Source organism: Sporosarcina sp. Y352 (genome assembly GCF_056786535.1).
Map to the genome: position 1 here is coordinate 38,561 of NZ_JBXCJE010000002.1, position 21,343 is coordinate 59,903.

At 41.1% G+C, this 21,343-nt stretch carries 18 protein-coding genes; 16 read left to right on the top strand and 2 right to left on the bottom strand.

The window, feature by feature from the left end; genetic code table 11:
• Positions 1-928 precede the first annotated feature (928 nt).
• The 3 genes from AC1TO6_RS03180 to AC1TO6_RS03190 all read left to right on the top strand — a co-directional run bounded on the left by AC1TO6_RS03180 (position 929) and on the right by AC1TO6_RS03190 (position 3,146).
• On the top strand, positions 929-1,438 hold the full coding sequence (locus AC1TO6_RS03180; protein WP_482100159.1) for an RNA polymerase sigma factor: 510 nt from the start codon (positions 929-931) through the stop codon (positions 1,436-1,438).
• Positions 1,431-2,114 (top strand): TIGR04104 family putative zinc finger protein, encoded by a 684-nt coding sequence (locus AC1TO6_RS03185; protein ID WP_482100160.1) that lies wholly within the window; start codon positions 1,431-1,433, stop codon positions 2,112-2,114. Before AC1TO6_RS03180 ends, AC1TO6_RS03185 begins: the two co-directional genes overlap by 8 nt.
• A gap of 306 nt (positions 2,115-2,420) precedes the next feature.
• The gene (locus AC1TO6_RS03190) at positions 2,421-3,146 is read left to right on the top strand and encodes a Fic family protein (RefSeq protein ID WP_482100161.1); all 726 of its coding nucleotides are present in this window, start codon (positions 2,421-2,423) and stop codon (positions 3,144-3,146) included.
• A 137-nt stretch (positions 3,147-3,283) separates the two neighbouring features.
• Here AC1TO6_RS03190 and AC1TO6_RS03195 read toward each other — a convergent pair whose 3' ends face one another.
• Positions 3,284-5,281 (bottom strand): methyl-accepting chemotaxis protein, encoded by a 1,998-nt coding sequence (locus tag AC1TO6_RS03195; protein ID WP_482100162.1) that lies wholly within the window; start codon positions 5,279-5,281, stop codon positions 3,284-3,286.
• A 904-nt stretch (positions 5,282-6,185) separates the two neighbouring features.
• On the opposite strand from AC1TO6_RS03195, the gene flaG reads away from it, so the two are divergent.
• From flaG to fliT, 4 genes are read left to right on the top strand one after another with little or no spacing between them, the layout of a single operon-like run.
• Positions 6,186-6,554 (top strand): flagellar protein FlaG, encoded by a 369-nt coding sequence (gene flaG / locus AC1TO6_RS03200; RefSeq protein WP_482100163.1) that lies wholly within the window; start codon positions 6,186-6,188, stop codon positions 6,552-6,554.
• An 18-nt stretch (positions 6,555-6,572) separates the two neighbouring features.
• Positions 6,573-8,105, top strand: a complete 1,533-nt coding sequence (gene fliD, locus AC1TO6_RS03205; protein ID WP_482100164.1) for a flagellar filament capping protein FliD — start codon at positions 6,573-6,575, stop codon at positions 8,103-8,105.
• Positions 8,106-8,139: 34 nt separating this feature from the next.
• On the top strand, positions 8,140-8,541 hold the full coding sequence (gene fliS, locus AC1TO6_RS03210; protein ID WP_482100165.1) for a flagellar export chaperone FliS: 402 nt from the start codon (positions 8,140-8,142) through the stop codon (positions 8,539-8,541).
• A complete protein-coding gene (gene fliT, locus AC1TO6_RS03215; RefSeq protein ID WP_482100166.1) occupies positions 8,538-8,891 on the top strand; it encodes a flagellar protein FliT in 354 nt (117 codons plus the stop codon). The genes fliS and fliT overlap by 4 nt, the downstream gene beginning before the upstream one ends.
• Before the next feature lie 87 nt (positions 8,892-8,978).
• Here the strand turns inward: fliT and AC1TO6_RS03220 are convergent, their stop codons facing one another.
• Positions 8,979-9,590, bottom strand: a complete 612-nt coding sequence (locus AC1TO6_RS03220; RefSeq protein ID WP_482100167.1) for a zinc dependent phospholipase C family protein — start codon at positions 9,588-9,590, stop codon at positions 8,979-8,981.
• Positions 9,591-9,874: 284 nt separating this feature from the next.
• Here AC1TO6_RS03220 and AC1TO6_RS03225 point away from each other — a divergent pair, with 284 nt between their 5' ends.
• The 9 genes from AC1TO6_RS03225 (at position 9,875) to AC1TO6_RS03265 (ending at position 21,297) form a co-directional block, all read left to right on the top strand.
• Positions 9,875-10,246, top strand: a complete 372-nt coding sequence (locus tag AC1TO6_RS03225) for a PilZ domain-containing protein (protein WP_482100168.1) — start codon at positions 9,875-9,877, stop codon at positions 10,244-10,246.
• Between the two features lie 144 nt (positions 10,247-10,390).
• The gene (gene hpf / locus AC1TO6_RS03230; protein WP_482100169.1) at positions 10,391-10,954 is read left to right on the top strand and encodes a ribosome hibernation-promoting factor, HPF/YfiA family; all 564 of its coding nucleotides are present in this window, start codon (positions 10,391-10,393) and stop codon (positions 10,952-10,954) included.
• A 135-nt stretch (positions 10,955-11,089) separates the two neighbouring features.
• On the top strand, positions 11,090-12,256 hold the full coding sequence (locus AC1TO6_RS03235; RefSeq protein ID WP_482100596.1) for an amidohydrolase: 1,167 nt from the start codon (positions 11,090-11,092) through the stop codon (positions 12,254-12,256).
• Between the two features lie 743 nt (positions 12,257-12,999).
• Entirely contained in the window at positions 13,000-15,507 is a 2,508-nt protein-coding gene (secA, locus tag AC1TO6_RS03240; RefSeq protein WP_482100170.1) for a preprotein translocase subunit SecA, read from the top strand.
• Positions 15,508-15,546: 39 nt separating this feature from the next.
• A protein-coding gene (gene prfB, locus AC1TO6_RS03245; RefSeq protein ID WP_482100597.1) for a peptide chain release factor 2 occupies positions 15,547-16,648 on the top strand; the annotation gives its coding sequence in 2 pieces (ribosomal slippage) (positions 15,547-15,618 and positions 15,620-16,648; 1,101 coding nt in all).
• Between the two features lie 260 nt (positions 16,649-16,908).
• Complete coding sequence (gene cccB, locus AC1TO6_RS03250) at positions 16,909-17,253, top strand: cytochrome c551 (RefSeq protein WP_482100171.1); 345 nt, start codon at positions 16,909-16,911, stop codon at positions 17,251-17,253.
• Positions 17,254-18,362: 1,109 nt separating this feature from the next.
• Positions 18,363-19,046: a cell division ATP-binding protein FtsE gene (gene ftsE, locus AC1TO6_RS03255; protein WP_482100172.1), complete on the top strand. Its 684-nt coding sequence runs from the start codon at positions 18,363-18,365 to the stop codon at positions 19,044-19,046.
• Positions 19,036-19,920, top strand: a complete 885-nt coding sequence (gene ftsX / locus AC1TO6_RS03260; protein ID WP_482100173.1) for a permease-like cell division protein FtsX — start codon at positions 19,036-19,038, stop codon at positions 19,918-19,920. Before ftsE ends, ftsX begins: the two co-directional genes overlap by 11 nt.
• Before the next feature lie 36 nt (positions 19,921-19,956).
• Entirely contained in the window at positions 19,957-21,297 is a 1,341-nt protein-coding gene (locus AC1TO6_RS03265) for a murein hydrolase activator EnvC family protein (RefSeq protein ID WP_482100174.1), read from the top strand.
• Positions 21,298-21,343 lie beyond the last annotated feature (46 nt).

Sequence of the window (21,343 nt, forward strand, 5' to 3'; positions counted from 1 at the left end):
ATGTGTTGCACTACTCTTGAAATCTATCATATTATAAAAAACACGACATAGAATAAAAAGGACTGAGTGTTTGAGCACTCAGCCTGGTTGTAGTAATCTGCAGGGCAAAATCAGTGGCGATTTTGCGCAAAGTAAAATGGTGTAATTAGTTGGTAGAGAAGCATTTGGTCAACAAGAAAGAAGTAATTGTTATTCACACTTCCGTTGATGGAAGGGACGGTTACTTCTTTTTTGATAAGAAAAAGATGACTGACAACGACACCGACATAAAAGCAATCCATCCACCTGATAGTTGGATGAGTAAGCTTAGTAATTCGTATGTTGTCACTGGTTTTCACCTCCATTCATTAGGCACTGTCGAACTGCCCTTGCAATTTTTAAAGGGTTAAAAAACGATATAAGTAACCCTATTACTATGTATATGTGCAATAAATTATGTATATGACCGACTGTTACAGAAAATGCTAGACAATTGAGTTATTTATGGGAAGAGTATGATGAAAAATGTTCTAAATACAAAAACCACTTAGGGCAAAATTCCCTAAGTGGTTTTCAATTACTTACACTTTAAACCGATTAACCGCCATGCTCAATTCTTCACTTAACTCCTGAACCGCACGACGCTGTTCACCTGTTGAAGTACAAATTTTTGGGTGCCGATTACGTAAATTCACTGCAACTGTATAATAATAAAAGAAGGGTCAGAAATCTAGATGGATTTCTGTTTTTTTGTATTTTTATCCGAATAGTTGATTGCTCGTTATTTTGTCTTGCAGAGGTACGGGTTTTAGTCCGGGTTGCTACCGAACGCATGATTTTTAATCTCATTTTGTTGCGAACAGGCATCAGTCTTTTAAAAAATAGCATTGTTAAATGAGTCGGAAAACAATCGACATACGTCAGTAGGGTGAAGGTGGTGGAATTTGTTTTGCAAATTGAAAAGATTATTTCCGAGTATGGGGATTATTTATTGCGCGTTGCGTATTTGTACGTGGAAAATAGTGCAACTGCTGAGGATATCGTGCAGGATGTGTTCGTTGCCTTTTACGAAAAACAGGACCAGTTTAGGGGAGAGGCATCGCTGAAAACGTACTTAGTGAAAATGACAGTCAATCGGAGTCATGATTATTTACGAAGTTGGAAGAGTCGGAGAACGACGTTGTATAAAAAAGTTATAAGTAAAGGTAAAAGTCTGTCGCCTGAATGTGCAATGCTTGAAAAGTCCGAGAAAATGGAATTGGTAGAAGCACTGTTTACGTTAACGGTACCTTATCGTGAAGTGCTCATTCTTTATTATTATGAAGAGATGTCGACAGTGGAAATCGCAAAATTAGTAAATTGTCCAGAGTCGACAGTTCGTACTCGGTTACAGCGTGCGCGGAAGCAACTGGGAAATCGAATAACTGATTATGAGTGGGGGGAGTACCGTTATGAATAAATTTAAAGTGGATTTACATAGGGAATTACAAACTCTGTCGTTGTCAAAAGAAAGAAAACAGCAAATTAGTACAAAAGCAAAAACAAATACAAATACAAATACTATTAGAGCTAAACGGCGCAGTGAGTGGAAATACCGTATTGTGCTCGTAACTTGTACGATTCTTACACTGGGCTTCAGTTATTTACTTTGGCAACAAAAAGATCCATTACCTTTAAGTCCATCACAAACTGCAGCTTCGAATCAATCTGATACGACTACTATTTGGATGGAGCTTAACAATGATTTCATAAAATCGATTCTCCTTGTCAGTATCTTTGTACTCCTGTATATCTACCTAAAAAGGAGACTACGAAAAAAGGGTAAGGGTTTGCCTGTTTGTGTTAAATGTAATGAAGAATGGTCATATGGAGAAGCCTTGAAGTGTAGTATGAAAAACGGAGAGATCACTTGTCCGAAATGTAAACAAAAACAATACCGGACGAAAAAGTCATCGCAACGAGGTGGTTTGATTGGATTTCTCATTCCATTTATGATTTTAGTATCGCAAATATTCAATAATACCTTGATAGGTATAGTCGTTTATTTTAGTTGTTTATTGTTTATTTATTTGGGTTTAACTCCCTATTATTTAGAATTACAAGAAGAGGATCCAATCAATGAGCCACTTTACTGATGTTATCACTTGTCCCTACTAGCGTTGCATATCTGTAAAATCATTGCTGACCAGAAATCTAAGCGGATACGGTCATTATGCATTACATAGACTCTCATCAAAAAATTGTCTTTAATTGAACGCGGAGGTAAAATAATCTTATACATCAAATAAAAGCACAAAATGATCACTTTGCCGACCTGATTAGTGAACCTAATATCATAATAGGATTGGTAATATAACAAATAATGATGACACTGCTACCTGATTGAAGAAATGTATGTGACTGATAAAAAGAGCTATGACTTATGACAAGGGGGGACGGACATGTTCCAGGAAATCGATCGTAAAAAACAATTGCTGGATGGAAAAAGTCCCTTGCCGCCCTATACATTGAAGAGTTTACGGGAGAAGTTGATACTGGAGTGGACGTACAACTCGAATGCGATAGAAGGAAACACGTTGACGCTAAAAGAGACAAAAGTCGTTCTTGAAGGGATTACGGTTGGTGGTAAAACGATGCGGGGGCATCTTGAAGTGATCAACCATCGAGATGCAATACTGTATGTAGAAGAAATTGTGGCTAATAATGAGTTGCTAACCGAATGGCAAATTAAGAACTTGCATGGACTCATACTAAAAGGAATTGACGATGGATACGCAGGGATGTACCGCGACCAGCAAGTCTATATCTCGGGTGCAGAGCATGTCCCGCCTGAACCATTTCTCATAAAAGAGAAGATGGAAGAACTAATTATTTGGCATGACGGCGAGGCACAATCTATGCATCCAATTGCGCGTGCCGCAATGCTACATATTATTTTTGTGGGTATTCACCCATTCATCGACGGAAACGGCCGCGCATCTAGATTACTACTTAACTTGGACTTAATGAAAGCTGGATTCCCTCCAATTATCATTAAGGCAGAAAATCGCCTTTCTTACTATGATGCACTAGACAAAGCGCATACTACGGATATATACGATGATTTCATTGAATTGGTTAAGAGTGAAGTAAATCATATGTTGGATTGGTATTTATCGTTGGCGTAATTAGGTAGAGTGCGTAGTAAAAAAGGTGTAAGTGAAATTATTCAGCATTGTGTTCTATACAAAAAAGGGTTACTACTAAGAATTAGTCGAAAAAAAGCGCTCAAGACAGAAACTGTCTTGAGCGCTTTTGCACTGTTTTAAACTTTAAATCGATTAACCGCCATACTCAATTCTTCACTCAACTCCGTCAACGTCTCCGCTGCATCCGTTACTGATTGAATCGCGCGAAGCTGTTCGTCTGTTGAAGCACTTACTTCCTCACAAGCAGCGGCAGTTTCTTGCGATGTTGCTGCCATTGTTTGGATCGTTTCAGCGACGTCGTCTTTATGAGTCGCCACTTTCTGTATTTCTTCATACACAGCGTCAATCGAGTCTTGCATATCAACCATCAACGTTGAGATTTCACTGAACGTGACTTCCGTATCGGTTACCACCGTACCTTGGCGCAAGAAGTTTTCGCGAGTTTCGTTCATTTGCGCTGAGACGAGTCTAGATTCTGTTTGCAATTCTTGGACGGTCACTTTTACTTCATCTGTTGACCTAGCTGATTGCTCAGCGAGTTTCCTTACTTCATCTGCGACGACCGCAAATCCTTTACCGTGTTCACCTGCGCGTGCCGCCTCGATGCTCGCGTTAAGCGCAAGTAAATTTGTTTGTGTTGAGATTTGCGTAATGGTTTCCATGACTCCGCCGATTGCTTTGACTTTATTCTCAAGGGTTCCGATTACTTCAGACATGGACTGTAAATTTGTTTCCCAGTCATTGAAGGAAAGTTTTAGTTCATGCATTTGGCCTTGGCCGTTGGTATTCATTTCACCGGCTCTTGTTGCGATATCAGACATGACACCGGCTTTCGTTGTAATTTCGTTAATTTGTTGGCCAAGGATGTCGGCCTTTTCAGTTACGAGTTCTGCATCTTCAGCAGATTTCGACGCGCCGTGTGCAATTTCAGAAACGGCATGTGCGACTTCTTCGCTTGATGCACTAGTCTCCTCTGCGACAGCGCTCAAACTTTCGGAACTTGCACGCACATTCGATGCAGAGTCATTAACAACAGAGATAATGGAATGCATATTGTCAATCATCGTATTGAAGCTGTTCCCAAGTTCACTAATTTCGTCGTTCGTTTTAATGTCTGAGTGAACTGTTAAATCGCCTTTTGAAACAGAATTCATAAGTGAATTCAATGTACCGAGTGGTTTAATGGTACGACTGATCATGAAATAAAGAGCTGCAAAGATGATCAAAAGCGTTATCAAAGCCACAATCAGCATAGAGTTACGCAAGTCATTTGCCAGTACATCTATATTTTTTTCATCATAGATGGCACCGATTTTCCAACCGAATTTTGGAATCGTTGAGTAGATATTGGCTTTATTGATACCTTCATATTCATAGTAAATCGCGCCTTTTTCATTGCCCTCTTTGTACATTTCGGCGACGAATGGAAGTTCCATCGAGTTTTCTCCCTGTAATGTCGGGTGAGCAATCGCTGTTCCTTCCGTATCGAAAAGGACGGGATAACCGTCATAACCAATATCGCTGGATGAAATCTTGTCTGTTAACGCGGATAGCTGAATATCGAGGCCGACAACGCCAATGACCTTCCCATTAGCTTGTACCGCTTTTGAAGCACTGATTACAAATTCACTAGTTGCTTGGTCTATATAAGGTTTCGTCCATTGCACAGCGCCCGGATCTGCAACTGCTTGTATATACCATTCACGTGTTGTAGGATCGAAATCAGCGCCTAAATCGGCAACTGGCATAATGTAGGTCTCTTTAGTAGGAAGAGAAAAATAAATTCCGGAAGTATTTTCGTATAATTCCATAAAGTGTTCGAATGATTCATTGAGTTTTGGAAGTGGATCGTCAGCCGGTTCATCTCCCGTTGCGGTTGAAAACTCTGTCACTAAAGGGGAAGTCGATAGTTGAGCAAGACCCAACTCGTATTGTCCCAGATAGTTCTCAATCGCAAAGCCCATTTCATTAATGAGAGAAGCGCTTGACGCGACCACGTTTTCTTCCGTTTTGTTTTTTACTTGTGTACTGCTAATGGCAGTCATAATGGCTATGCCAATTAGAAAAAGCACCATACCCGTCATGATGATTTTTGTCTTGATGGACTTGAACATATAGCACCTTCTCTTTCTATATTTAAAATGAATTCACTTATAAGTACTTCGGTATTTTTTAGCGATTATTAAGGGTCTGCAGTAAATTTTATTACTAAGAAAAGTCTGACAATAAAACACGCCTGCTATTTAACTAATAGTAACTAGTAAATAACTTGATCACACATCAGGCACTACTTGTATAGTTGGTTTTGGATCGTTTTGAAATGAACAATTTCTATATGCTTATCGAGAGGTCTAAGTAATTAGGGATTCGACTTCGTCGCTTTCCAAAGACAAGAGTACAAGAAGTGCCGATGCTTTTGGGGATGATAGAATAGACGGCTTCTTACATGGAGAAAAGCGGTCAAAGATACAATTTCGACCGCTCAATCCTTCTATTATAGTTTTTCTATTTTTTAGGGAAGTGTCACTTTCTTATAGAGTAAAGCAAGAGTAGAGCAAAAAATACAGTGTACAGCGTGCAAGAGTGCCCGAAATTTCATCTTCGGGCACTTACAATCACTATAGAAAGTCATCTATTCACTTTTTCAAAGTAACTGCATTTTTCACTTGAATATTGTAGGAACGCGACAGGCGATTATTCACAAGAGTATTACCTAAAAGAGGATGGCTAGAAGTGACGGAGTCACTTCTAGCCATCCTTGCCCCTCGGTAAAACTGCCATGATTAATTCGCCGAAAGCGGACCGGAAATAGTCAAGTGGAAATGGCGATTTTCAAGCACTTCTAGCCACCGGTTTATGTAACTAAATCGTTAATCAACAGAGGTGACAATTCAATCTTAAAAACAGGTAGGCGTAAATGTATTTTTGATATTTTTTATTGCCAATTGACTCAACTTCCATTTTCCATAGCCGATATAAATCATAACGAATGATCTTGAACTTAGGGAGGTTTGGTGGATGGTGAGTCGGATGAATGGGGAAGCAGTGCGAACTCAAGTGAATGCATCAGCAGAAAAAACGGCACCCGACATGGAAACAGCGGTCGTTCAAGTGCAAGCAATTCAGGAGAAAGTTCAGCAGCAGGACAATGAACAACAACTGCCGCTAGACAAAGCGATGCAAATGACAGATAGCATAAACAAGTTTTTAGAAACGGCTAATACGCAATTGCGCTTCAAATTCCATGAAAAACTCAACGAATATTATGTAACAATCGTTGATTCAACCACAGACGAAATCATCCGAGAAATCCCATCAAAAAAACTATTAGACATCCATGCCGAAATGCGCGAATTTGTCGGCTTTCTTGTCGATCGGAAAATATAAGAAAGGCGTGATTGTTAAATGCGAATTAGTGGACTAGCTTCAGGCATGGATACGGAGTCAATGGTAACGGATTTAATGAAAGCACACCGTATTCCACTTGATAAAATTACACAGAAAAAACAATACTTAGAATGGCAATTGGACGATTACCGCTCAACCAACCGTCAGCTATTTGATTTTAGTAAAAATACGTTTGATACGATGATTCTATCAACATCGTTTGCTGCAAAGACCGTGAATATCTCATCACCAAATGATGTAGCGATTAGGAATATGGGATCTACTAGTGATTTTTCGGGCACGATACAGATTCATCAGTTGGCTAAAAATGCAACGATGCAAAGTGCAGGGGATTTACGTGTGTTTCCAAAGAGTGCGGACATGACAAATAAATTGTCTGAGTTAGGGATAACTGGTGAACAATCAATAACTATAAAGGCTATAAATGAAAAAGGTGAATTAGGCGAAGACTATACCTTAACTTTTAATCCAACTGAAGAAACCCTTCAATCCGTTTTTGATAAAATTAACAAAAACTCAGGCGTAAATGCTTTCTACGATTCGTTCACAGGGAAAATAGGAGTAACAGCTAAAAATAGTGGGGGTATTTCTGGAGGCTCAGAAATCGTAATGAGCGGAAATTTTGCTCGTACAATGAAATTGAACGGAACAAATACAGCAGCAGCCTTGAACGGATCTGGCTCAGCTGGTCAAAACGCCGATATTACAATCAATGGTCTTAGGACACAACGGTCATCCAATACCTTTCAAGTAAGCGGTTTTGAAGTAACGTTAAAACAGGTAACTGCACCACTTGGAGAAGATGGGACAACAGTTCTGCCTGGTGATAAAACAGTCTCATTCAACTCCGCCCCCGACGCCGATAAAATATTCGAATCCGTCACTAAATACGTAGACGAATATAACAAACTGATCGAAGACTTAAACAAACAAATTCGCGAACCTAAATATCGTGATTTCCAGCCGCTTTCAGCTGAACAGCGGAAGGAAATGAATGAAAAGGATATTGAACTATGGGATGAAAAAGCGAAAAGTGGTACGCTTCGTAGAGATCCTACTATTTCCAGTATGCTGACGCAAATGAGGACAGCTCTTATGGGGACTGTAAATGGACAAACGTTGAAAAGTCTTGGTATTACAACGTCAAATGACTATACAGCCAATGGGAAACTTGTTATTAATGAAACAGATTTAAAGAAAGCAATCAGTGATGATCCAAGCAAAGTGCATGAATTGTTCTCAAAAGACGATGCTAATGTGGATAATCAAGGATTTGCACGGAGACTCCGAACAATCGTTGACAGTACGCAAACGTCAATCGCACAGCGCGCGGGGAAAACAGGGTCTGTCAATGATACGTTTTCACTTGGCCGTTCACTCAAAGACATGAACAATCAGATTGAACGTTTCGAAGAACGTCTCAAAATGATGGAAAACCGTTATTGGAAGCAGTTTACGGCAATGGAAACGGCTATTAGTCGTGCAAACTCACAGTCCGCGAGCCTTATGAATGCATTCAATAATTATTAACTACGGCAATGACCTAAAAGGAGACAGATTATAAATGGCTATCAACAATCCCTATGCAACTTACCAAAACAATACAGTCAACACGTCAACGCCCGGCGAACTGACGCTTATGCTTTACAATGGCTGTCTGAAATTCATTTTGCAGGCGAAGAGAGCGATGAATGACAACAATATTGAAGAGAAAAATAAGTCTATCCAAAAAGCGCAGGCAATCATTTCTGAATTGATGCTGACGCTTGATACAACGTACCCCGTTGCTCAAAACATGCTGGTTCTATATGAATTTGCAAACAGCAGACTGGTGGACGGCAATATACAAAACGACAGTGCTTTGTTCGATGAAGCCTCTGCCATTATTACGGAGTTTCGCGATACGTGGAAGCAGGTTATTCAGATTAACCGCCAGAAACAATACGCGAATGTAGAAGAAATATGATTCGCCCTGCACTAATCGCTTGGCGTGAGGTGACCGAAAAGTTACTAGAATTGACCAAAGCAACGACAGAAGACACGCGGGACGAAACGATTGCACGAATCGAAGCACTTCTCGATGATCGCGATAAACTGCAAACGCAGATTGTTGGCCCGTTCACACCGGAAGAAGAAGCGTTCGGTAAAGTACTTGTCGCAACTGAAACAGTCGTTCAGCAAAAACTGGCATCCTTTTCGAAATTAATACGGATGGACATTACTGAAGCACAAGCAAAAAAAGATACGATGAAAAACTACGTCAATCCCTACAGCAATGTAACGCGCGACGGAACGTTTTACGATACAAAGCAATAAATAGAAGCCCAGAAAAAGGATAATACTCTTTTCGGGCTTTTATTTATTCAATGAAAGCGATGACGGATTGTCCCTTTAAGCGGGTGTTTAGTCGGTAAATAATGGCCTCAGATTCATTAATCCCTTATCAACGGATGTCTCGATATAGCCAACTATCTGATCAAACGTAAATACATTAAGTTTTTCATGGATCACTTCCTTGTCGTATTCCATATCGCCTATTACATAAGGAATGAATTCTTCAACATCTCTAGACGTAACTTCTTGCAAATCAATGGTTGCAGTAGAATTACCTAACATTATTCTCAATTCATCTGTAACACCATAGTGTTCCAGTAACTTTCCATTCAGTAATCGGAAATCATTATGGTATAAGTCGGCCATGTCTTTATTTACTTCCATTCTGTTTTTCAGCCATGGAAGATAAAAACCTTTCAGCCATAGATCATCAGCGATTAAATGTGTAAAATAACCCAATATATAATGACTTGCTACTTGTGAACTGTATTTCTGTAAAAATCCTTTATAATCAACGTTTCTTGAATAATCCTGTACTTCACCTTTAAAGAAATGTGATAAGTCTTTAGGGGAAACAGCATCTGGAGCAAGACCTCCAAGTAAAAATGGAGTTCTATCTACTATTGAAAGTGACTCTGCCATTCGATTAGCGATAATCAAATGCATTATTCTCGAACCCATAACTTTCCTCACCTTTCTATAAAGATTTTACCTACCAATGGTTGATTGCTATTATTAATCCATTATTTTGTGAATTCTGTAAATATACTTTATCATAGGGAGTAACAAATGAGAACGGGTTCTTTTAACATAGTCATATAATAGGGCCTTTTACAAAGAGCTGTTGAATAGTTCAATTATTTTCTGGTGAAATAAATACTAGAGCTAGAAACTTCTGGGGGAACATACTCGTCTGCTATCAATAGAAGAAACGAATCGCAGTGCGATGGAACGGAGTGGGGAATATGCTCTACAAACGGACAGAATATTTTAGATACACATTTGGAAAACCGCTTGAAGCTGAAATGCGGATTGTCGTTAAAAATGGTGGGGACAGGGAATCGAGCCCTGGAGACTGTCGGCTCATCGATATCAGTCCGGGCGGTGCTAAGATTTTCACTTATTTTGATATCCCGCTCGATGGGACTCAGCCCGTGCATTTACATCTCAAATTTAAGTTGCATGAAAAAATGATTGATTTACTAGGCGTAATTGTCTGGAAGAAGCCATATAGTGATGGGTATATGTACGGCTACGATTTTGATGAAAATGCCGAGCTTGAAAAATTAATTGTGGAAGAGCTAAAACTTCGTCGGAAATCCGAAATCGACTTGTGAAGCGTTTTCATCGTTGATTTATAGACGTTTTTGCACATATTCGTCACAAATCGACATTAATTTAATTTTCAAAATGTTTTTAGAAGGGTTTTATGGGGAAGATGTAGAAGAGTACAATATGGTTTAAATAAAGGAGGAGTTCATATGTTTGATTTTAATATCCGCGGTGAGAATCTAGAGGTAACTCCAGCAATTCGTGAACACGTCGAAAAGAAATTGCAAAAACTAGAAAGATATTTTACAGATGGCCCTAATGCTACAGCTAATGTAAATATGAAAGTGTACAACGATAAGCAAACAAAAGTGGAAGTAACAATTCCAATGAAGAACTTGACTCTTCGTGCTGAAGAGCGTCATAACGATCTATATGCAGCCATCGATTTAATTGTCGACAAACTCGAACGTCAAATTCGTAAATTTAAAACAAAAGTAAACCGTAAATTCCGCGAACGCGAAGGCGTTGCAGCTTTCTTCGCTTCCGTCAATAAAAGCGAAGAAAAAAATGGAGATACAGTTGAAGAAGATCAGGAATTCCCGATTGTTCGTACAAAGAATTTCGATTTGAAACCAATGGACCAAGAAGAAGCAATTCTACAAATGAATATGTTGGGCCACAATTTCTTCATCTTCACTGATGCAGATTCAGATGGCACAAATATTGTCTATAAACGCAGTGACGGTAAATATGGCGTTATTGAAACTAGCTAACTAAGAAAATCAGAGGGACCTCCAAGGGGCATCGTTACTTGGAGGTCTTATTTTTATGTTAAAGGTATTTTCTACTGTTCCCTCGTTAATCATATATATTGAAAAAGGAGTGCATCCCTCGTGAAACAACGCTTGATGAAAATGCTAGAGGAACGTAGTGGTGAAATGATCGCTATCCGTCGTACCCTACATGAAAACCCAGAATTGTCATTTCAGGAAGAACAAACTGCTCAGTATATTATCGATTTCTACGCCGAAAAGGATGTAGAGATTCGAACAAATGTCGGCAACGGTTTTGGAATAATTGTCACGATTAAAGGAGCTAAACCTGGGAAGACAATTGGTTTACGTGCAGACTTTGACGCGCTGCCCATCGAAGAAGAAACGGACGTGCCTTTCAAATCTAAAAATCCAGGCGTCATGCATGCATGTGGACATGATGGACATACGGCTTATTTACTCGTATTAGCAGACTGCTTAATCCAATTAAAGGATGAACTTACTGGAACGATTAAAATTATTCATCAACACGCAGAAGAAACGCCTCCAGGTGGAGCAAAAAGCATTGTTGAGTCTGGTGTGCTAGACGACGTAGATGCCGTATTCGGGGTTCACTTATTTCCCACGCATCCTGCAGGTGTCGTAGCATACCGAAGTGGGTTAGCTATGGCAGGTCGTACTTATTTTAAACTTGTGATTAAAGGCAAAGGGGGTCATGGTTCTTCTCCAGATATGGCGAATGATCCAATTGTCGCAGGAGCTCACTTTGTAACAGCTGTTCAAACAATTATTAGTCGTCGCCTAAACCCTTTCGCTATGGGTGTAATCACGATAGGTTCGTTTGACGGAAAAGGGACTTTTAATATCATAAAAGACAGTGTGGAGCTTGAAGGTGATGTGCGATACATGACAGATGAAACGCAAGCGCTGATTGAAAAGGAAATTCACCGCATCGTAAAAGGGCTTGAGGAAGAGTTTGGCGTTGCTTGCGAGCTAGACTATGTCGCAGATTATCCACCACTTTATAATGATCCGGAAATTGTGGAAGAAGTCATAGAAACATTACAACTATCAGAGGAAAAAGAAATAAAAGAAGTCGTAGAATTTCCGGTGATGTCCGGTTCTGAGGATTTTGCTTACTATACAAAAAAAATCCCGGGCGCATTCATCTATATAGGATGTGCACCAAAAGGAGTAGAAAAACCATATTTTAATCATCACCCGAAATGGGATATTGATGAAGATGCACTATTGGTAGCGGCAAAAGCGGTAGCGGAAATAGTGTGTGATTATAGCAGGTAATTGCGGAGACAATCTTGAAGAAGAGAAGAAACTCTTCAGGATAGTCTTCTTTTTGTATTTCAATTATGTGAGATGGATTGTAGAATGTAGAACGCTTGGCGCTTTGGTTACCCCTTTGCCGCGCCTGCGCTAGTGTGTACATTATCGAGAGAGAGTTGTGATTTGGAGTGTGATATATATATCGCTTGGCGCTTTGGGGATGCCTCTGGCCCTGAGCCTGGATAAGCGCTTCGCATCCAGTCTCACGGCTTCGGCTACCCCTTGTCGCGCCTTCGCTGGTGTGTACACTATCGGGGGAGTTCCGATAGTGAGATGTATGGACTGAGATTATAAAGTGTTGACTATTTGATACTAATCTCTTTCAAGAAAGATGCATTACAGATTGCGGGTCTAATCCCTAATAATGAAATGCGCTCTCTTAAATAGACTATCCAGCGAAGGCGCGACTCAGTGGTAGCCGAAGCGATAAGACTGAAAGTGGGCTTCTTTCCGGCTTATCGCGGGAGGCATCCACAAAGCGCAAAGCGGTATTAGTAGAATCTCTAATTTTATCCAGTATATAAGGACTTTTAATAAGTACCCTTGTACTCTCACGAGAAGCATTCCCATGCGGTTACCCTCGTAGAAACCATCAAAAATCATCAACTCTCCCGGCTAAAAAAGAGTTGTTTTAGGTAGACCATTTGCACCGTGCAATTCTCAGTGTTAAAATAAAGGGTGAACCTAATGAGGATGTGACCTGAATGCTTGGCGTATTGAATAAAATGTTTGATATGAATAAACGAGATTTGAAAAGGCTCGACAAAATTGCGGACAAGGTTGAAGCGCTCGCAACTCAGATGGAGCAGCTAACAGATCAAGACCTTACAGCAAAAACGGTGGAATTCAAAGAACGGTTTATAGCCGGAGAAACGCTCGACGACCTCCAGGCAGAAGCATTTGCAGTCGTACGAGAGGCATCGCGACGTGTCCTTGGCATGTATCCATTCCGCGTGCAAATCATTGGAGCTGCTGCTTTACATGAAGGTAATATTGCAGAGATGAAAACCGGTGAAGGGAAGACATTGACGTCGACTCTAGCGGTTTATTTGAATACGCTTGCTGGTAATGGCGTACACGTTGTAACAGTCAACGAATACTTAGCAAGCCGTGATGCAACAGATATGGGACTGCTCTATGAGTTTCTAGGTCTATCTGTTGGATTAAACTTAAATAGTTTATCAAAAGAAGAGAAACGGGAAGCGTACAGTGCAGATATTACGTACACGACGAACAACGAACTCGGATTTGACTATTTGCGTGACAACATGGTGCTTTACAGTGAACATAGAGTACAGCGTCCGCTATTCTACGCGGTTATCGATGAGGTTGACTCCATTTTAATTGACGAAGCCCGTACACCGCTTATCATTTCGGGACAAGCCGCCAAAGCGGCCGAGTTATACCGTTTAGCAAATATGTTTACGAAATCGCTCAAAAAAGAAGAAGATTATTCATATGATGAGTCAACGAAAGGTGTCGTACTGACAGAAAGCGGAATCGAGAAATCGGAAGCTGCGTTCAGTATCGAAAACCTATTCGATTTGGAGCATACGACGCTCAACCATGCGATTAACCAATCGTTGAAAGCGCAAGCGAGTATGCATATCGATGTCGATTATGTTGTCCAGGAAGGCGAAGTCGTCATCGTTGACTCATTCACAGGACGCCTTATGAAAGGGCGCCGCTACAGTGATGGACTTCACCAGGCAATCGAAGCAAAAGAAGGCCTAGAAGTGCAAAACGAAACAATGACGCTCGCAACAATTACATTCCAGAACTACTTCCGGATGTACGATAAGCTTTCCGGTATGACGGGTACAGCGAAAACGGAAGAAGAGGAATTCCGCAATATTTACAACATGAACGTCATTGCAATTCCAACGAACCGTCCACTTGTCCGTGATGACCGCGCAGATTTAATCTACGCGTCGATGGATGGCAAGTACAAAGCTGTGGCTCAAGACATTAAAGAGCGTCATGAAAAAGGGCAGCCTGTCCTTGTCGGTACGGTTGCGATTGAAACGTCCGAAATCATTTCGAGCCACTTGACGAAATACGGTGTGAAGCATAATGTATTAAATGCGAAAAACCATAGCCGAGAAGCCGAAATCATTTTGGAAGCAGGTCATAAAGGCGCTGTTACAATCGCGACAAACATGGCAGGTCGGGGAACGGACATTAAATTGGAAACAGGCGTGCAAGAACTTGGCGGTCTGGCAGTTCTCGGTACCGAGCGACATGAATCACGTCGAATTGACAATCAGCTCCGTGGACGTTCTGGACGTCAGGGAGATCCTGGTATCACACAGTTCTATTTATCGCTTGAAGATGAATTAATGCGTCGCTTCGGCTCCGATCAGATGAAATCGATGATGACAAAACTTGGTATGGACGACGAGACGCCAATTCAGTCGAAAATGGTATCGCGTTCGGTTGAAGCTGCTCAGAAACGGGTAGAGGGGAATAACTTTGATGCACGGAAACGGTTGCTTCAGTATGATGATGTGCTACGTCTTCAGCGTGAAATCATCTACAAAGAACGTAATGAAGTTCTGGAGTCCGAGAACATCCGTGAGGTATTAGAAAAAATGTTGTCAAATGTCATCGGCAATGCAGTGGCAATTCATACGACAGAAGAAAAACAAGACGATTGGAACTTAAAGGGTCTCGAAGATTTCCTAGGTGCCAACTTGCTTCCTGATGGCCGTGTGACAGTTGTTAGTATGCAAGAGAAATCCGTTGAAGAATTGACGGCATTCATTCATGAAGCGGTTATTGAGCGTTATGATGAAAAAGAAGTGGAAATGTCGGAAGAGCGCATGCGCGAATTCGAAAAAGTTGTCCTGCTTCGTGCCATTGATTCGAAATGGACAGATCATATCGATGCAATGGACCAATTACGTCACGGTATCCATTTACGCGCCTATGGACAATCCGATCCGCTCCGTGAGTATCAGTCGGAAGGGTTTGCAATGTTCGAGGAAATGGTCGCTTCAATCGAAAATGATTCAGCGAAATACGTGATGAAGGCAGAAATTCGCGACAACCTTGAGCGTGAGGAAGTAGTGAAAGCGCAAGCCGTTAATCCGAAAGAGGATGGCGAGCAAGTACGCAAGAAACCAGTACGACGTGCGGTTAACATCGGACGCAACGATTCATGCCCATGCGGCAGTGGAAAAAAGTACAAAAACTGCCACGGCAAAGCGTAAGCTACCCAGCAACTCAAAATTCAGGAGGAAACTATTATGATGGAATTATCCGATGTACGCAACGAGCTCGACAAATCAGCTAAGAAATTAGCGGACTTTAGGGGGTCTCTTTGACTTAGAAAACAAAGAGGCACGAATCCAAGAGTTAGATGAAGCAATGCTGGAGCCCGGTTTCTGGGATAGCCAGGAAGCTGCACAAAAAGTAATTTCCGAATCAAACGCGTTGAAAGACGTTGTCGGCGAGTATACAGAGTTAACAGATGAACAGGAAAACCTTGAAATGACACAAGAACTCTTGCGTGAAGAAAACGATGCAGAGATGCAAGAAGATCTTGTGGCTGAGTTGAAAGAATTCAAGAAAAAATTGGATGCTTTTGAATTGCAAATGCTTCTGAGCGATGAATTCGATAGTAACAATGCAGTTCTTGAACTTCATTCGGGGGCGGGTGGTACGGAATCTCAAGACTGGGCATCCATGCTGCTACGCATGTACACACGCTGGGCTGAGCATCGCGGCTTTAAAGTCGAGACACTCGACTACCAAGCAGGGGATGAAGCCGGCGTGAAATCCGTAACGCTATCCATTAAAGGCCATAATGCATATGGTTATTTAAAAGCGGAAAAAGGCGTTCACCGTCTCGTTCGGATTTCTCCGTTTGACTCATCAGGCCGTCGCCATACGTCATTCTCTTCTATAGAAGTAATGCCGGAGTTCGAAGGCGATGTAGACATTGACCTTAAAATGGAAGACGTCAAAATCGACACGTACCGTTCAAGCGGTGCGGGTGGTCAGCACGTCAATACGACAGATTCTGCTGTCCGTATGACACATATACCAACAGGAGCAATCGTTACATGCCAAACCGAACGTTCGCAAATTAAAAACCGTGATCGCGCAATCAATTTATTGAAAGCGAAGATTTACCAGATCCGGGTCGAAGAAGAAGAAGCGCGTCTTCTTGAAATACGGGGAGATCAAAAAGAAATTGGTTGGGGAAGTCAGATTCGTTCATACGTTTTCCATCCGTATTCCATGGTGAAAGATCACCGTACGAGTGCAGAAACAGGAAACGTAAGTGCAGTCATGGACGGCGAAATCGATTTGTTCATTAATGCCTTTTTACGGTCACGTATTTCGTAATTGAATGGAATGAAATGAAGTGCACTTCGGTGCGCTTTTTTTTTATAAGCAAACAGGTTTTGAAGCATTCAATTATGTGTATAGTAAAAGATATAGACAGGAATTGCTGTTTGTTTGCCTGTCGTCGGCGTGAAAAGAGTTGGTTCGACGGTAATTGTCATCATTTTGTCAGTATCGGCAACCTTCAAGTGGTTCAAATGCGTTTTACTTTGGTATACTGTGGTATGAAGTATAACAATTAACAGATGGAGGTAAGAAAAATGAAAAACAAGTTTTTAGCAGTTATGTTCGGAGCTGCACTTGTCCTCGGCGCATGTGGCGGCGGCGACGATAAAGCAGACGAAACAGACACAGGTACGGATACAGGTAGTGAAACAGCTTCAGTAGATGCAGAAGCAGTGGTTAGTACAAGCTGTATTACATGTCACGGAGGTAACCTCGAAGGTGTTGGAGGCGCACCTGCACTTAGTGACGTAGGTTCACGTTTGTCAGAGTCTGAAATTCACGACGTAATCGTTAACGGTCAAGGCAGTATGCCAGGCGGACTTATTAAAGATGAAGCAGAAATCGACGCAGTTTCTAAATGGCTTGCAGCGAAAAAATAAGGTTATAAATTAAATCGTTGTCAGGGTTTTTCCTGACAGCGGTTTTTTTTGTGCTTGAGTAGGAGTTCATGATTCAATGTCGAATTCCTAACACAACTGTTGAATAACCAGGAAGAACCAGTATATAACTTGGCTACACACTGGGACCTTCTTGTAAAATTACTTTTGGTTTGCTTTGAATCGAACAAACTACTATATCATTATCGAAATGTTTTAATAGGCAGGAATTCGACAAAGTCGAATCCCTGCCTATTTTTTCGGTAATCGTATGGCGCTTGTTCATCCGACGCTTCCAAATACAATAGTACAAGAAGTACCGTCGCTTTTCGGGACGAAAGAATAGCTCGATTCTCATCTAGAGAGTAGCGGCCAAAGATACAATTTTGGCCGCTCATGCCTTCGACTATAGTTTCTCTATTATATTATTAGAAAGTATCAATCTCTTAAAAGGCTAGCAGAGAGTGGTAATATACAGCGTGCGAGAGTGCCCGAAATTGCATCTTCGGGCACTTACACACTATATAGAAAACCATCTATTCTTTTCTTTCAAAGCAGCTACAATTTTCACTTGAAGATTGTAGGTACGCGACAGGCGATAAATCACAACAGGATTAGCGAAAAATGTGTTTCTGGAAGTGACTAAGTCACTTCTAGAAACAGATGCCCCCCCCCGGTAAAACGGTCGTGATTAATTCGCCGAAAGCGAACCTAAAATAGTCCAGTGAAAACAGCGACCGACAAACCCTTCTCGCCAGCCTGTTATGCAATTGAATGGTTAATCAACACGCGAATTACAACCCACAACTACATTCAAAATCACTCCAATCACATACTTCTGTAACAATACGTATATCCATACAGCAATAGACAAAAACACGCGCTACACAATTGATATTAAGGAGGAATTGCCCTTAAAAAGGGTGAATAGTACAAATACGTTAGTTACTCTGTCACATTTTACAACAATGCCAATAGTAATAAATTAGAATATTACCGACATGGTTTTCAAGTTTCAAATGAAACACAACTGTAATGTTTATAGAGTCGAATCATGCTATAATTGGGCTATTGGAAAAAAAGCGAGATATTAATAATCAGGTGGTTTTAGAATGATTGTGATGAAAAATGTCTACAAAAAGTACCCGAATGGCGTCGTTGCAGCAAATGGCATAAACATTGAAATCGATCCGGGAGAGTTTGTGTATGTGGTCGGTCCAAGTGGAGCCGGTAAGTCAACGTTCATTAAAATGATGTACCGTGAAGAAGCACCTACTAGCGGAGACATTATCATCAATGGTATAAACCTTGCCACACTTCGCAAGAATCGTATTCCCCATTTACGCAGGCAGATTGGTGTCGTTTTTCAAGACTTCAAATTATTACCTAAACTGAATGTTTACGAGAATGTGGCATTTGCACTCGAAGTTATCGAAGAATCCCCCGAATCAATCCGAAAAAAAGTGAATGATGTCCTTGGGCTTGTCGGACTCACGCAAAAAGCGCGGATGTTTCCGAATGAATTGTCAGGTGGGGAAGAACAACGTGTTTCCATCGCAAGGTCAATCGTCAATGTACCTAAGGTTGTCATTGCAGACGAACCGACAGGAAATTTAGACCCTGAAACATCATGGGAGATCATGAGGATCTTCGAACAGATTAATGCTCGTGGAACGACGATTGTCATGGCCACCCATAATAGGGAGATTGTAAATGCGATAAAACACCGCGTTATTGCTATTGAAGGCGGACTCATTACCCGTGATGAATACGGAGGTGAGTACTATGAAGGCTAGAACTTTCGGTCGGCATGTGCGCGAAAGTTTCAAAAGCATTCGCCGTAATAGCTGGATGACATTTGCATCAGTCAGTGCCGTCACTGTTACTCTTCTACTCGTTGGCGTATTCATTGTTATCATGATGAACTTAAATCAATTGGCTGACAATATTGAAAATGACGTTGAAATTAAAGTCGTTGCAGATCCTGCAGCAGACGAGAAAGCAATTAAAGAGTTGGAACAAAAAGTACGCTCGACAGCTGGAATCCTCGAAGTCGTCTATTCGTCGCGCGACCAGGAATTGAACAAGATGATTAAATCATTCGGCGATGAGCTTAGCTTATATAAACAGAGTAACCCTCTTGGCGATGCATTGTATGTAAAAGCGAAGGATCCGCAGAAGACTGCGACCATTGCCAAAAAAATCGATACATATGACTACACGTATGAGGTCATATACGGTGAAGAAAAAGTCGAAAAGCTTTTCAATGTACTGAACACAAGCCGCAATGTCGGACTCGTACTGATATTGGCTCTTTTATTCACGGCGATGTTCCTCATCTCGAATACAATTCGTATCACGATTGTGGCGAGAAAAAATGAAATTGAAATCATGAAATTAGTTGGAGCGACGAACAACTTTGTACGTATTCCGTTTGTTTTGGAAGGAATTTGGCTTGGTATTTTAGGTGCGCTTGCTCCGATGGTTATCATTTCTATATCCTATTACAAACTTTACGAACATTGGGCACCGAGATTGCAAGGAGAACTCTTCCAATTGCTGAATACAACGCCATTCATTTTCCAGTTAAATGGACTTATTCTCTTCATGGGAATTTTCATTGGGATCTGGGGTAGTTTTATGTCTGTTCGTAAATTCCTTAACGTCTGAATCATATATAGAGAGTTTGAAAGGGGAACTGAGAAGTTGAGTAAATACAGAAAGTTGCTTTCAGGTGCAATCGCGATTGTTTTCCTGTCGACCGTTATTAGTGGAGCGAGCGTTACAGCAAGCCCATTGGATGACATGAAAAAAGAACAGAAACAACTGGAACAGAAGAAAAATGAATTGAATACGGGCATCAATCAAAAGAGTTCCGAAATAAAAACAAAGAAAACAACGATAGAAAATATAACGGATCAAATTTTGGAATTGAATGCGAAAATAGAAGAGTCTAATGAAAAAATTAACCGTGTCGTAGCTGAGATAAACAAAACGACAGATGAAATCGATGCATTGCGCGATTCCATTGCTGACCTTGAAAAGAAAATTGAAGAACGTGATGTAGTCCTGCGGGATCGCGTTCGCGCGATGCAAGTGAAGGGCGGACAAGTCAACTATCTTGATGTTCTCCTCGGTGCAAACAGCTTCGCGGATTTCATCGACCGTTTTTCCGCTGTTACATCATTGATGGATGCAGACCGTAATATTATGGAACAACAAGCGAATGATATTGCGCAGCTTGAAGAAGAAAAAGCACTTGTCGAATCCAAACTTGCGGAACAAGTAGCGAGTAAAGAGGAACTTCAAGCATTGAAAGACTCCCAAACGACACAGAAAAATAGCAAAAGTAAGTTGATTGATCAGTTGGAAGCCGAACAAAAGAAATTGGCTAACGAAAAGAGTCAGCTTGAATCAGATTTACATGACACCTATGTAGTGAGTGACGCGCTTGCAAGTAAAATTTCAGCTGAGCAAAATCGTCTCGTTGAAATTGCTCGCAAACTTGAAAATGAGCGTAAAGCAAAAGCAAAAGCGGAAGCAGAAGCGGCAGCAAAAGCAAAAGCGAGTACAAGTACAAGTACAAGTAAAAGTAGTGGCAGCACATCTTCTTATCTTCCGACCGTGTCAAACGGTACTTGGACGAAACCTGCTTCTGGAACTTACACGTCATCATTCGGATGGAGAACACATCCAATCTACGGCACGAAAAAACAGCATCGTGGAGCTGATATTGCAAATAGTGTAGGAACTTCTATTGTGGCTGCAGGAGACGGTATTGTTAGTCATGCAGGTCCAATGGGGACATACGGAAATGTTATTATGATTACGCATTCCGTCAATGGACAAATTTTCACAACAGTCTATGCTCATTTATCTAGCATTGGCGTAAGCGCTGGTTCACAAGTTTCCAAAGGTCAATTCATCGGAGGTATGGGGTCTACAGGCGCATCAACCGGGTCTCACTTGCATTTTGAAATGCATGTCGGGAATTGGTCAGCTTATGGACCAAGTGCCGTGAATCCGTTACGTTACGTTTCATTCTAACTAATTGTGTCCGCCTAGAATCTTAGGCGGACTTTTTTTGACTTTC